The sequence below is a fragment of the Pseudomonas cichorii genome (assembly GCF_015471405.1).
Lineage (GTDB): Bacteria > Pseudomonadota > Gammaproteobacteria > Pseudomonadales > Pseudomonadaceae > Aquipseudomonas > Aquipseudomonas serbiensis.
The window spans coordinates 20,587-35,126 of the sequence record NZ_BLVZ01000009.1; the positions used below are offsets into that span (position 1 = coordinate 20,587).

The 14,540-nt window shown below is 58.3% G+C and carries 8 protein-coding genes and 1 pseudogene; 5 read left to right on the forward strand and 4 right to left on the reverse strand.

From position 1 onward, the window contains the following. The first annotated feature begins 52 nt into the window (after positions 1-52). Together sigX and JL015_RS15385 are read left to right on the forward strand one after the other, a co-directional pair. Positions 53-643: an RNA polymerase sigma factor SigX gene (sigX, locus tag JL015_RS15380; RefSeq protein ID WP_122317373.1), complete on the forward strand. Its 591-nt coding sequence runs from the start codon at positions 53-55 to the stop codon at positions 641-643. A gap of 106 nt (positions 644-749) precedes the next feature. Beyond that, on the forward strand, positions 750-1,787 hold the full coding sequence (locus JL015_RS15385; protein ID WP_201019049.1) for an OmpA family protein: 1,038 nt from the start codon (positions 750-752) through the stop codon (positions 1,785-1,787). A gap of 70 nt (positions 1,788-1,857) precedes the next feature. Here JL015_RS15385 and JL015_RS15390 read toward each other — a convergent pair whose 3' ends face one another. Then, positions 1,858-4,572, reverse strand: coding sequence for a nitrate reductase (locus tag JL015_RS15390; RefSeq protein ID WP_374063429.1), 2,715 nt, complete (start codon positions 4,570-4,572; stop codon positions 1,858-1,860). Between the two features lie 11 nt (positions 4,573-4,583). Beyond that, a pseudogene (locus JL015_RS15395) lies at positions 4,584-5,798 on the reverse strand (NAD(P)/FAD-dependent oxidoreductase); the annotation flags it as partial. A 378-nt stretch (positions 5,799-6,176) separates the two neighbouring features. On the opposite strand from JL015_RS15395, the gene JL015_RS15400 reads away from it, so the two are divergent. After that, positions 6,177-7,202, forward strand: coding sequence for a quinone-dependent dihydroorotate dehydrogenase (locus tag JL015_RS15400; protein ID WP_201019052.1), 1,026 nt, complete (start codon positions 6,177-6,179; stop codon positions 7,200-7,202). 125 nt (positions 7,203-7,327) lie between these two features. Here the strand turns inward: JL015_RS15400 and rmf are convergent, their stop codons facing one another. Further along, positions 7,328-7,543 (reverse strand): ribosome modulation factor, encoded by a 216-nt coding sequence (gene rmf / locus JL015_RS15405; protein ID WP_074569014.1) that lies wholly within the window; start codon positions 7,541-7,543, stop codon positions 7,328-7,330. Positions 7,544-8,092: 549 nt separating this feature from the next. On the opposite strand from rmf, the gene rlmKL reads away from it, so the two are divergent. After that, a complete protein-coding gene (rlmKL, locus tag JL015_RS15410) occupies positions 8,093-10,357 on the forward strand; it encodes a bifunctional 23S rRNA (guanine(2069)-N(7))-methyltransferase RlmK/23S rRNA (guanine(2445)-N(2))-methyltransferase RlmL (RefSeq protein ID WP_201019053.1) in 2,265 nt (754 codons plus the stop codon). A gap of 76 nt (positions 10,358-10,433) precedes the next feature. Further along, entirely contained in the window at positions 10,434-12,830 is a 2,397-nt protein-coding gene (locus JL015_RS15415; RefSeq protein WP_201019054.1) for a sensor domain-containing diguanylate cyclase, read from the forward strand. Between the two features lie 76 nt (positions 12,831-12,906). On the opposite strand, the gene dacB is transcribed toward JL015_RS15415, so the two are convergent. Next, a complete protein-coding gene (gene dacB / locus JL015_RS15420) occupies positions 12,907-14,376 on the reverse strand; it encodes a D-alanyl-D-alanine carboxypeptidase/D-alanyl-D-alanine endopeptidase (protein ID WP_201019055.1) in 1,470 nt (489 codons plus the stop codon). Positions 14,377-14,540 lie beyond the last annotated feature (164 nt).

Sequence of the window (14,540 nt, forward strand, 5' to 3'; positions counted from 1 at the left end):
GCCGGAATCTGGGCAGTGGCTGACATTGACCTGACTGTCGGCACGACTCGTTTTGAATAAACCCTTACCGCTTTCGACGCGCTACGACCCCCGCGAGCTCTCAGACGAGGAGCTGGTCGCGCGCGCCCACGTCGAGCTTTTTCACGTGACGCGGGCCTACGAAGAGTTGATGCGACGTTACCAGAGAACACTTTTTAACGTCTGTGCACGTTATTTAGGGAACGATCGCGATGCTGATGATGTCTGTCAGGAAGTGATGCTTAAGGTCTTGTATGGATTGAAGAATTTCGAAGGTAAATCGAAATTCAAAACCTGGCTTTACAGCATCACCTACAACGAGTGCATAACTCAGTACAGAAAGGAACGGCGTAAGCGTCGCTTGATGGACGCTTTGAGTCTGGACCCGCTTGAGGAGGCGTCTGAAGAGAAGACGCCCAAACCTGAAGAAAGGGGCGGTCTCGATCGCTGGCTTGTGCATGTGAACCCGATCGATCGGGAGATCCTGGTGCTGCGATTTGTCGCAGAGCTGGAATTTCAGGAGATCGCAGACATAATGCACATGGGCTTAAGCGCAACGAAAATGCGCTATAAGCGGGCATTGGATAAATTACGTGAGAAATTTGCGGGCATCACCGAAACTTAACTCGGAGCAATTATCTCTAACGAACTGGCAGGGTCTGCTAGACTTGCCGACGAATTGCCCCGGTTACAAGGGGCTGCTTTACAATCACCAGATGGGGATTTAACGGATGAAACTGAAAAACACCTTGGGCTTGGCCATTGGTACTATCGTTGCCGCGACTTCGTTCGGCGTGCTGGCACAAGGCCAAGGCGCAGTCGAGATCGAGGGCTTCGCCAAGAAACAATATTTCGACAGCTCCCGTGACTTCAAAAACGACGGCAACCTGTTCGGCGGTTCGATCGGTTACTTCCTGACTGACGACGTTGAACTGCGTCTGGGCTACGACGAAGTCCACAACGCTCGTGGCAATGATGGCAAGAACATCAAGGGCTCCAACACTGCCCTGGACGCTCTGTACCACTTCAACGCTCCAGGCGACACACTGCGTCCATACGTGTCTGCAGGTTTCTCCGATCAGAGCATCGGTCAGACTGGCCGTGGCGGTCGTAACGGTTCCACCTTCGCCAACATCGGCGGCGGTGCCAAGCTGTACTTCACCGAAAACTTCTATGCTCGTGCTGGCGTTGAAGCTCAGTACAACATCGACCAGGGCGAGACCGAGTGGGCTCCTAGCGTCGGTATCGGCGTAAACTTCGGTGGCGGCAGCAAGAAAACCGAAGCAGCTCCAGTTGCTCCGGTTGCTGAAGTCTGCTCCGACAGCGACAACGACGGCGTGTGCGACAACGTCGACAAGTGCCCGAACACCCCAGCCAACGTAACTGTTGACGCTGATGGCTGCCCGGCAGTTGCTGAAGTTGTTCGTGTTGAGCTGGACGTCAAGTTCGACTTCGACAAAGCTGTGGTCAAGCCTAACAGCTACGGCGACATCAAGAACCTCGCTGACTTCATGCAGCAATACCCACAAACCACCACCACTGTTGAAGGTCACACTGACTCCGTCGGTCCTGATGCTTACAACCAGAAACTGTCCGAGCGTCGCGCAAGCGCCGTTAAACAAGTTCTGGTCAACCAGTACGGTGTTGGCGCTAACCGCGTAAACTCGGTTGGTTACGGCGAAACCCGTCCAGTTGCTGACAACGCAACTGAAGCTGGCCGTGCAGTAAACCGTCGCGTAGAAGCAGAAGTTGAAGCACAAGCTAAGTAATTAGCCTGCTTTAATGAAAAGCCCGGCTCAGGCCGGGCTTTTCTTTGCGTGCGATTCGGTAAATCGATGCTTAATCAGCCAGCACCACCGCGCTGATCAACCTTTTTATTTCCGGTACACAGGAACCGCACTGGGTTCCGCAGCCCAGTTTTGTTTTCAACTGATTCAAGTCCAGGCCATTGTCGATTTCCTTCATGATTGCACTCTGGCTGACGTTCTTGCAGTTGCAGAGAATCTTGTCGCGGGCCAGAGAGGCATTCTTGCCTGGCTCAGTGCTGATGGGGGCCAGCATCCAGCGACGCAACTGCTCGTCCACCTGACCTTGCAGCCATAGACTCTGTAGCCAGTGCTGAGCCAGGGTTTCTCCGGCCAGGCGCAAGGCGATGATGCGGCCGTTGTCGAGACGAATGCGTTTACCGATAGAGCGCTTGGGGTCGTCATAGGCCATTACTGCCCCTTCATCCAGCCCCAACAGATGATCGATGGTTTCCAGCAGCGAGTGCTCGGGTGCTACGTCATTGGCTGCCCGTATCACAAGGGCAGGGCGTTCGCGGCCGATCAATCCCAGGCTGACATAGGCAAATGCTTCACACAGCGGGCGCAGCGCTGTCAGGTGGCTTTGAACGTCGCCTTCGATCAGCGCGAAGAATTGCCAGGGCAGGTGGGCTTTTTCAATCCGCACCCCCGAGTGTTTGAGTTCCGGTTGTTTGGACAGAGGGTCGAAGGCGGGTTGGGTCAGCACATTGACGCCGCCCTTGAGAAAACGATCGCCCCAGTGCATCGGCAGGAATGCCTGGCCTGGGCGAACAGCATCATCGCTGCTGACGGGCACGACCAGATCGCCGCGGCGGCTTTTCAAATGGACCAGGTCGCCTGGCTGCAACCGGTAACGGTCCATTTCCTCCGGGTGCAACCCCAACACTGCCTCGCTGGCGTGACCAAACAAGCGTGCCGCCGTACCCGTGCGGCTCATGCCGTGCCATTGATCGCGCAATCGCCCGGTATTGAGTGTCAGCGGATAGCGCGCATCGCGCAGCTCTTTGGCGGCGACATAGGCATCGCAGACGAACTGTGCCCGCCCCGAAGCCGTCGGGAATACGCCATCGCTGTACAAGCGAGTGGTGCCTGTGCGGGCTCCCTGAGGAAAAGGCCATTGCTGCGGGCCGCAGCGGTCGATGAGGTCGCGGTCGATACCGGACATGTCCAGATCACGGCCTTGAGTCAGGACTTTATATTCATCAAATAGCTGCCGTGGACTGGTGAAGTCGAAGAGGGCTGGCATATCGGGGCGCAGCCTGCGCTCCAGACGTTGCGCGAAATCCACGGTAATCGCCCAGTCGGGACGTGCCTGACCCGGAGCGGGAATGGCCTTGCGTACGTTGGAGATGCGTCGCTCGGAGTTGGTGACCGTGCCTTCCTTTTCACCCCAACTGGCGGCGGGCAGCAGCAGGTCGGCGAAGCGTGCGGTTTCGGTGGTCTGGAAGGCTTCCTGCAAGACAACGAACGGGCATGTGCTCAGTGCCTGTTTGACCTTTTGCTGATCAGGCAGCGATTGGGCCGGGTTGGTGCAGGCGATCCATAACGCTTTGATCTTGCCGGACTGCAACTGCTCGAACAGTTCGATGGCGGGCAGGCCGGTGGTTGCCGGTAGCGTGTCGACACCCCAATATTCGGCGACTTCGGCACGATGCTGGGGATTACCTGCTTCACGATGGCCTGGCAGCAGATTGGACAGGCTGCCGGTTTCGCGGCCACCCATCGCATTGGGCTGGCCGGTAAGAGAGAAGGGGCCTGCGCCGGGTCGGCCGATCTGGCCGGTGGCCAGATGCAGGTTGATCAGGGCGCTGTTCTTGGCGCTCCCGGCCGTGGACTGGTTCAGGCCCATGCACCAGAGCGATAGAAAGCTGGGAGCCTGGCCAATCCATCGGGCGCAGGTTTGCAGTTGCTCGACCGCAATGCCGCAGGTGTGTGCGACGTATTGTGGTGTGTAGTCGCGCACCAGGTTTTTCAGGTCTGCATAACCTTGGGTGTGCGCGTCGATGAAGTCGTCATCAACCAGGCCTTCCCATATCAGCAAATGCAGAATGCCGTGAAACAACGCCACGTCCGTTCCCGGCAGGATTGCCAGGTGCAGGTCCGCCAGCTCGCAGGTGTCTGTGCGCCTGGGGTCGATCACGATGATTTTCATCTCGGGTCGACGGCTTCTGGCTTCTTCCAGACGACGAAACAGGATGGGGTGAGCGTAAGCCATGTTGCTGCCGACGATCATCATGCAATCGCTCAGCTCGATGTCTTCATAGCCGCACGGTGGCGCGTCGGCGCCCAGACTGCGCTTGTAGCCAACCACTGCCGAAGACATGCACAGCCGGGAGTTGCTGTCGATGTTGTTGGTGCCCACCAGTGCCCGGGCCAGCTTGTTGAAGGCGTAGTAATCCTCGGTCAGCAATTGCCCCGAGATATAGAACGCTACGCTGTCGGGGCCGTGTTCCTTGATGGTGTCGGCAAAGATATTGGCGGCATGTTCCAGCGCGGTGTTCCAGTCGGTGACGCTGCGTGCCAGGTCTTTGCTCAGGCGCAGTTGCGGGTCGAGCGCTCGCGCCGACAGGTCGCCAGTCAGGTGCAGGCTTGAGCCTTTGCTGCACAGCTTGCCGAAGTTGGCCGGGTGCTGTGGGTCGCCACTGACGCCGAGAATGTTCTGTCCGTCATGTTCGATCAGGACGCCGCAGCCAACGCCGCAGTAGCAGCAGGTCGAGGCGGTGATTTGAGTGGTCGAGGGCTCGGTCATGCGCATGCTGCCTCGCCGGTAGTCTGTTCGCCAAACATCAGGTGATTGCGAATGGCATCGATCCCTCGGTTTTCCCGGATCTGCTGCAAGTACCAACTGCCGTCGGCGGTGTCGCCATACAGGCAGGCTCCGACCAGTACGTCATTCTTGATGACCAGTTTTTTGTATATGCCGCCTATAGGGTCCGAAAGAGTGATGCTTTCAGTGCCTTCCCCGCCCAGAAAGTCGCCGGCAGAAAACAGGTCGATACCGGTGACCTTCAATTTTGTTGACGTGACCGAGCCCGGATAGCGGGCGAAACCCAGTTGTGCGAGATGATTGGCGCAGACTCGGGCTTGCTCGAACAGCGGCGCGACCAGGCCATAGGCGATGCCGCGATGGCTGACGCATTCGCCGATGGCATAGACCCGTGGGTCGTAGGTTTGCAGGGTGTCGTTGACCAGAATGCCACGGTCACAGGGCAGGCCTGACTGCGCGGCCAGTTCCATATTGGGGCGAATGCCCGCGGCCATGACCACCAGATCGGCGTCAATCACAGCGCCGCTTTTGAATTGCACGGCTTGAACCTGACCCTGCTCATCGCCGATAAAGGCTTCGGTCTGTTCATTGAGGCGGAATTTCAGGCCGCGCTGCTCCAGGGCCGCTTGCAGCATCTGGCCGCTGGTCCTGTCCAGTTGCCGTTCCAGCAGCGATTGGCCGTTGTGGATCACTGTCACATCCATGCCCCGCAACTTGAGGCCGTTGGCTGCTTCCAGCCCCAGCAGGCCGCCACCGATGACCACGGCGCGGCGGTGGGTGGTTGCAGTATCGATCATCAGTTGCGTATCAGCGATGTCGCGATAGCCGATTACGCCCTTGAGCGTATTGCCGGGAACCGGCAGCACGAAAGGGCGTGAGCCGGTGGCGATCAGCAGGCGGTCATATCTGGCCTGGGTGCCATCGTCTGCGATGACGATCCGTTTGGAGCGGTCGATCTTTACCACGCGGCGGTTGAGCAGCAACTGAATGTTGTGCTCTCTGTACCAGCCCAGGTCGTTGAGCACGATGTCGTCGAAGGTCTGCTCGCCAGCCAGCACCGGGGAGAGCAGGATCCGGTTGTAATTGGGGTGCGGTTCGGCGCCGAAGACGGTGATCTCGTAAAGCTCTTCGTTCAGCTTCAACAGTTCTTCAAGGGTGCGGACCCCGGCCATTCCGTTGCCGATCATCACCAGTTTGAGTTTCGCCATGTTGCCTCCGAGTGAACGACAGGGTCGTGCTCGATAAATTCTGCGCAAACAAAAAAGGCGTCCCGCCAGTTGCCTGACGAGGACGCCTTTGTCCGGTCCCGTTCTTTCGGGAAATGCAGCCCTCATCGTTGAAGGTTGCAGACTTGTGAATTACATGGAGCTGCTCATGCAGCGCTTGTGCCAAGTCGCAAACAACCTGTTTACCGGGCTTCTGGCGGTCGAACGCACCCGGTTTGTGCACTGCCGTGAAGCGTTGCGCACAGATGGAGGGCGCAACTGAGTGGTTTGCCCTGTAAATGCAAGCTTGCCTCGCACCCGGGCCGGCACATGTCTATAATCGGCGCCCTGAATTCAGCTTCCAACGAGCCTTGCCCGCCCATGTATAACCTGGCCCGCCAGTTACTCTTCAAACTTTCCCCGGAAACCTCCCACGACCTGTCGCTGGACTTGATCGGCGCCGGTGGCCGGCTGGGGCTCAATGGCCTGCTGAGCAAGGCGCCTGCGCAGTTGCCGGTCAAGGTCATGGGCCTGGATTTCCCGAACCCTGTAGGTCTGGCGGCCGGGCTGGACAAGAATGGTGCGGCCATCGACGGCTTTGCGCAGCTGGGTTTTGGTTTTGTCGAGATCGGCACCGTGACGCCACGTCCGCAGCCGGGCAACCCCAAGCCTCGCATTTTCCGTCTGCCCGAAGCCGAAGCGATCATCAACCGCATGGGCTTCAACAACCTGGGCGTGGATAACCTTGTCTCCCGGGTTCAGGCCGCGAAATACAAGGGCATTCTGGGCATCAACATCGGCAAGAACTTCGATACGCCTGTCGAGCGCGCTGTCGATGACTACCTGATCTGTCTGGACAAGGTCTACGCCCACGCCAGCTATGTCACCGTCAATGTCAGCTCACCCAATACTCCGGGCCTGCGCAGCCTGCAGTTTGGCGACTCCCTCAAGCAATTGCTTGAGGCGCTGAGCCTGCGTCAGCAGGAGCTGACGCAATTGCATGGCAAGCGTGTGCCGCTGGCGATCAAGATCGCGCCAGACATGACCGATGAAGAAACCGTGCTGGTCGCCACGGCCCTGATCGAGTCCGGCATGGATGCGGTCATTGCCACCAACACCACGCTCAGCCGTGAAGGTGTCGAAGGCCTGTCCCATGCTGACGAAGCGGGCGGGCTGTCCGGTGCTCCCGTTCGGGAAAAGAGCACGCATACCGTCAAGGTGCTGGCTGCCGAACTGGCAGGACGCATGCCGATCATTGCTGCCGGTGGCATCACCGAAGGCCGGCACGCAGCCGAGAAGATCGCTGCCGGTGCGAGTCTGGTGCAGGTGTATTCCGGGTTCATCTACAAGGGGCCGGCGCTTATCCGTCAGTCGGTGGATGCTATTGCGGCCATGCCTCGCGGCTGATTTGCGGCGAAAAAAAGGGGCTCCTCGAAGGAGCCCCTGGGCCGTAGCCCGCCGCCCGGATGGGGCGTGCATGGTATTGGGTGTAAAAGTCAGTAGAAAATTTGATGGACTGGTCGGAGACTACCTTATCCGACCGCGTGAAGTTCGTTGAGTCTGTGGATTCCCGCAGTGCCGGTCATACCGTCCCAGTTGTCGCCACGTCCTTCTCGCCAACCATTTATCCATGCCTGGCGTACTGACGGTAGAGTAAAAGGGCAAAGCTCACGGGATTTACCAGTAACGCCGTATTGATATCCGCGCAAAAATGCTCTTTCCAACGGATCACGCTTGAGTCTTCTCATAGGGTATTGCCCTCGTCTGTTGACTGTTATATCCCTGAAGACCTCATGTCGAGGTCGGGCAGAATTATCTGCCGTTGGTGCCCGCTGCCGGCGTCGCGGGCCTTAGTGTCATTACCGTTGCGGTGATGACCTGAGATGAGTTCTAACCAAAGCTTGAGACGGTGTGAATGATCGTTTTGTCATAAGCACGTCACATTTAGGTCTGTAGAGCGATAAGAGGGAGGGTGTTTCAAATTTGATTCTCCTCGTAACCCTACTGACCCGCGGGTTTCAGGCGGAAGTGAGACGGGCTTGCAAATGCGAGTGATGGCGTAATGCAAACAGGGTCTATTCGACGAAGGGTCACTATGTGACTTTTTATTACCTACGTCATAGGTTCCAATATTCACTTTTTTACTGATACAAGACTGCCGTAATGACATGACAGGTTCATACGGTGGATCGGCACAAATTGTGTGCCACGCAGGCGCTCTCCATGAAAGACGCCTGTTTTAAATCTGGTCGGGCAATGCGTTGCCCGCCGCTGACGGCTCAGGCCCTGGAATACTCATGTCGGATCGCTACGAACTTTTCCTCACTTGCCCCAAAGGCCTGGAAGGCCTGCTTGCTGAGGAAGCCACTGCGCTTGGTCTTCAGGAAACACGCGAACACACATCAGCCATTCGCGGCACGGCCGACATGGAAACCGCCTATCGGCTTTGCCTGTGGTCACGCCTGGCGAACCGGGTGCTGCTGGTGCTCAAGCGTTTTCCGATGAAAAACGCCGACGATCTTTACGAAGGTGTACTGCATGTGGACTGGCAGGACCACCTGGAAGCCGATGGCACGGTGGCGGTCGAGTTCAGTGGCCATGGTTCGGGTATCGACAACACCCATTTCGGTGCGTTGAAGGTCAAGGACGCGATTGTCGACAAGCTGCGTACCTCCGATGGCCTGCGTCCTTCGGTGGACAAGATCAACCCTGACCTGCGCGTGCATCTGCGCCTGGACCGTGGTGAAGCTATCCTGTCTCTGGACCTTTCCGGTCACAGCCTGCACCAGCGCGGCTATCGCTTGCAGCAGGGCGCGGCGCCGCTCAAGGAAAACCTGGCGGCGGCAATCCTGATCCGCTCCGGTTGGCCGCGTATCGCCGCCGAGGGTGGCGCTCTGGCTGACCCGATGTGCGGTGTCGGTACTTTCCTGGTGGAAGCCGGCATGATTGCCGCGGATATTGCGCCCAACCTCAAGCGCGAGCGTTGGGGCTTTTCGGCCTGGCTCGGCCACGTCCCGGCCTTGTGGCGCAAGTTGCATGATGAAGCTCTGGAGCGTGCAGCCGCAGGGCTTGCCAGGCCACCGCTGTGGATTCGTGGCTATGAGGCCGATCCGCGTCTTATCCAGCCGGGTCGCAACAACATCGAGCGTGCAGGCCTGAGCGACTGGATCAAGGTCTATCAGGGCGAAGTGGCGACTTTCGAGCCGCGCCCGGATCAGAACCAGAAAGGTCTGGTGATCTGTAACCCTCCCTATGGCGAGCGCCTGGGTGACGAAGCGAGCCTGCTGTATCTCTACCAGAATCTGGGCGAGCGTCTGCGTCAGGCTTGTCTCAACTGGGAAGCTGCTGTGTTCACCGGCGCGCCGGATCTGGGCAAGCGCATGGGGATTCGCAGCCACAAGCAGTACTCCTTCTGGAACGGCGCCTTGCCCTGCAAGCTGTTGCTCATCAAGGTCCTGCCGGACCAGTTCGTCACCGGCGAGCGCCGTACCCCCGAGCAGCGCCAGATCGAGCGCGAGACGCAGGTTGAAGAGCCGGTCAGCACGAACCACGAGAAGAAGCTCAACAAGAATGGCAATCCGATCAAGCCGGCTCCGGTTGTGGTCGAACAGGCTCGTTTGAGCGAAGGCGGGCAGATGTTCGCCAATCGTCTGCAAAAGAACCTCAAGCAGATGAGCAAGTGGGTTCGCCGCGAGGGCATCGACTGCTATCGCGTGTACGACGCCGATATGCCGGAGTATTCCCTGGCCATCGATCTGTACCATGACTGGGTTCACGTTCAGGAATATGCTGCGCCTAAATCCGTCGATCCAGAGAAAGCCTCGGCACGTCTGTTCGACGCGCTGGCGGCTATCCCTCAGGCCTTGAACATCGACAAGAGCCGTGTGGTGATCAAGCGTCGCGAGCGTCAGAGCGGCACGAAACAATATGAGCGTCAAAGTGCTCAAGGGCAGTTCCAGGAAGTCAACGAAGGCGGGGTCAAGCTGCTGGTGAACCTGACCGATTATCTGGATACCGGTCTGTTTCTCGATCACCGCCCGATGCGTATGCGCATTCAGCGTGAGGCGGCAGGCAAGCGCTTCCTCAACCTGTTTTCCTATACCGCCACTGCCAGCGTTCACGCGGCCAAGGGCGGGGCGCGCAGCACTACCAGTGTCGACCTTTCCCGGACTTATCTGGACTGGGCGCGGCGCAATCTGTCGCTCAACGGCTTCTCCGACAAGAACCGTCTGGAGCAGGGCGATGTCATGGCCTGGTTGCAGGCATGCCGTGAGGAGTACGACCTGATCTTTATCGATCCGCCGACGTTCTCGAACTCCAAGCGCATGGAAGGGATCTTCGATGTACAGCGTGATCAGGTCGAGTTGATAGATCTGGCCATGGCGCGTCTGGCTCCTGGTGGCGTGTTGTACTTCTCGAACAACTTCCGCAAGTTTGTGCTGGACGAGAACCTTGGCCAACGTTACGCCGTCGAGGAAATCACCGCCCAGACCATCGATCAGGATTTTGCTCGCAACAGCAAGATCCATCGCGCCTGGAAGATCATGACGCGCGTGAACTGATTCTCGTTATTCGGGCTAGGCAAATTACTGGCGAATAGCTATAAGAGAACCACGGCCAGCGTCGCGGGTTCTCTATATGGCGTCGAAACAGTTCCGGCCCAGAATTCTGGGATTCATCAGTGAACAGGCCTCTGCATGGTTGGTTGCGGCGCTGGCTTTTGCCGCCGGAGCTGCACTGACCGTCATGCTGGCGTTAGCCAATTTTGAACTGTATCAGCGTCAGTTGCGTCAACGCTTCGATCTTCTGGCCGGCGAGCGTTTCAGCCGCATTCAGGAGCGGCTGGATGGGCAGGTCAAAAGGCTTGATACCCTGCGCCGCTTCTTTCTCTATTCCGAAGAGATCACTCGTGCAGAGTACGAGGGTTTTGTCGGGCCTATGCTGGTCGGTACCCAGGCCTATACATGGACGCCCCGCGTTACCCGTGACCAGCGTGAAGCTTTTGAAGAGAGCGTTCGTCAGGCGGGCGTAAAGGATTTCTCCATACGAGAACTCGATCAGAGCGGCGCATTGAAAGCAGCAGCCGTGCGCGACGAGTACTTTCCGGTCGTGTTTATCCAGACGCTCAGCAAGAAGCCTCCGCCCCTGGGCTTTGATGTGTATTCCGAACGGATCCGGCATCTCGCCGTCGAGCGTTCTCGCACGCTGGGCAGAATCGTAGCGACGCCGCGTATCGATCTGGTCAGTCTGAGCAAGTCCGATACCCGTGGCATTCTGCTGATGGCGCCGGTGTTCTCGCCTGTCGCGGCCCTCGATTCGCCGACGCCTGTCTTGCGCGGCTTTGTGATGGCGATAATCAGCCTCGACCAAATGATGAACGAGGGATTGCCGAGTCAGGACAACCTGGCAATGAGCATGCTCGATTTGAGTTCGCCCGATGACTCCGAGGTTTTATATCGCTCTGCCACTGTGGCAGCCGAGAGTGACCTGCATGTCAGTACCTTGCTGAACATGGGGGATCGCGACTATTTGCTCGAAGTCCGTCCTACCGAAGCCTTTCTGCTGAGCAATCAGTCGATGGCCGGCAGTGTGGCATTGCTCGGCGGGCTCTTGAGCCTGATGCTCAGTGCTTTGCTTTACAGCCTGGTCAGCCAGCGCCAGCGTGCCTTGTACATGGTTGAGCAGCGCACCCGCGAGTTGCGTCAGCGCGAGCAGCAATTGCGGGTTACCCACGGGCAATTGCGCAATGTGCTCAACTCTGCGACTGAAGTGGCGATCATTGCTACCGATCTCAATGGTGTGATCACGACCTTCAATGTCGGCGCGCAGAAAATGCTGGGTTACTCGGACGATGAGGTGCTTGGCAAGTTCATGCTCAAGGACATGCATAGGCTGTCGGAGCTTGAGGCTCATGCCAAGGAGTTGAGTGAAGCCCAGGGGCGTCCGATCACGGCGGCGCAGGCCATGTTCGTCGATGCCAGCGAAGAGGGCAGCCATACATCCCGGGAATGGACCTTTCTGCGTCGCGATGGCAGCACGCTGATGGTCAATATGCTGATTACGGCGGTGCGTGACGATCAGGATCAGTGGATCGGTTATCTGGCGGTATGCATTGATATCACCGAGCACAAGCGTGTTTATGAGGCGCTTGAGGCGCGTGATCAGTTGCTGAAAAAGCTCAGCTCTCAAGTGCCGGGCGGTATCTACCAGTACCGGCAGGATGCCGATGGCCGTTCACGCTTTACCTACGCCAGTGTCGGCATGTGTGAGTTGTTTGAACTGAGCGAGGAGGAGTTGCTGGAGAATGCCGAGACTCTGCTTCGGCGTACTCATCCGGCTGACATCATGCGCCTTCGCGACTCCATCCGTATCAGTGCCGAGCTGTCCTTGCCCTGGAGCGAGGAGTACCGTATCGAGCTGCCGCACAAAGGACTGCGCTGGGTGCGAGGGGCCGCCACTCTGGAGCGCCTGCCCGATGGTGGCGTGCTCTGGCATGGATTCATCTCGGATATATCCGATCTCAAGAGGGTCGAGCAGGAGCTGCGAGCGCTGTCGGTGACCGATGTACTGACCGGTGCCTATAACCGCCGTTACTTCCAGGAGAGGTTGCAGTCCGAGCTGGCGCGTATCGATCGGCACGGTGGTTATCTGTCGGTCATCATGCTGGACATCGACCACTTCAAGCGCATCAACGACAAATACGGGCATGCTGTCGGGGACTCGGTGCTTCAGGCCATTTCCCGAAAGATCAGCCAGCGGCTGCGCTGTGATGATGTGTTCTGTCGTATCGGAGGGGAGGAGTTCGTCGTGTTGTGCCCCGGAACCCAAGGGCCTCAGGCCTATCAACTGGCCCTTGGTCTGCGCGAGGCCTTGCGCAACCAGCCGCTGGATACGGTCGGGCAGGTCACTGCCAGTTTCGGCATCGCCAGCTGGCGGCCGGGAGAGGGCGTTGATGCATTGCTGCTGCGGGCCGACTCAGGCGTCTATGCCGCCAAGATGGCGGGCAGGGACAGGGTCGAACCGGAGCTCGACTGATACGAATTCATTCGCGAAGGGGCCGCCTTCCATGACGTCTCGCGAATGAATTCGTTCCTACCGGTTGCGCGGCAGCTCAGGGCTGCAGAATGGAGACCGTGCTGTTGGTCAGTTTCGGTTGGCGATAAAGATCGACCAGTACTTCGTCCAGAATCGATGACGCGCCAAACGGACGTGGATCATTGAGGATGGCCACGACCGCCCAGGTATTGCCATTGCTGTCACGACTGAAACCTGCAATTGCCCTGACGGTGTTCAGCGTACCTGTCTTGATATGAGCCTCGCCCAGCAGTGGGGTGCGCTTCAGACGCTTGCGCATGGTGCCGTCCATACCGACCAGAGGCATGGAGCTCATGAATTCAGCGGCATAGGGGCTGCGCCATGCCGCTTGCAGGATGATTGCCATTTCCCGTGCGCTGACACGTTCTGCGCGTGACAGGCCTGAACCGTTTTCCATGACCAGATGCGGTGCAGTGATGCCTTTCTTCGCCAGCCACTGGCGGATTACCCGCTGTGCTGCCCGTGCATCATCGCCGTCGGCGTCATTGCGAAACTCCTGTCCCAGGCTGAGGAACAGTTGTTGAGCCATGGTGTTGTTGCTGTATTTGTTGATGTCGCGGATCACTTCAACCAGGTCTGGCGAGAAGGCCTTTGCCAGCAGCTTTGCGCTGCCGGGCACGACATCGACACGATCCCTGCCCAGAATGCTGCCGCCCAGTTCCTGCCAGATGGCCCGTACTGCGCCAGCGGCGTAGGTCGGGTGGTCCAGCAGCGAAAGGTAGGTCTGGGAGTTGCAGCCATTGCCCAGCTGGCCACTGACCGTCACGTTGACGCTGCCATCAGGCTGCGGAACCGGGTTGTAGCGTACATCGCCCGTGCATTGTTTGGACGGCAGCGCTTTGACCTGATTGTCGATACGGATGGTCGCAATGGGCGGCTCGACCGAAACCCGGATCTTGCCGTCATCGTTGCGGGTGACGAAGCGCAAGGCTTTCAGGTTGACCATCAGCGAGTCGGGCTTGACCAGGAACGGCTTGTTGTCGTCATTGCCGTCATCATTGAACTCGGGCAACTGGGGCTGCACGAAATGGCTGCGGTCCAGCACCAGATCGCCCGTCACCTGCTGTACGCCGTTGGCGCGCAGGTCGCGCATCAGCAACCAGAGCTTTTCCATATTGAGCTTGGGATCGCCGCCGCCCTTCAGGTACAGGTTGCCTTGCAGAACGCCATTGCTCAGGGTGCCATCGGTAAAGAATTCGGTTTTCCACTGGTGAGTCGGGCCGAGGATTTCCAGCGCGGCGTAAGTGGTGATCAGCTTCATGGTCGATGCCGGGTTCACGGACACGTCGGCATTGAAGACTGTCGGGGTGCCAGGGCCGGTGAGGGGCAGCATGACCACTGACAGCGCGTTGTCATTCAGCTTGCTGGCCTTGAGGGCTTGCTGGACCTTGGCGGGAAGAGTGGTGTTGATGACGGCAGCATGAACAGGAAGTGCCAGTGGCAGGAGAAATGAGGCAAGAAGCAATGGACGCAAAGATTTGATCATCAAAAAAACCCTACAGCAAAGAAGGGGAACAAAAAGAGGGCATGGATGAATTCCCTCGGTAACAATAATAGACGCCTGAGGCCCAAGGGTAATAACACAAGGCCAGCGCTGTAACAGAACGGCATTATGCCCCAAGCCGGACCTGCGTGGGCTGTAGCATGGTG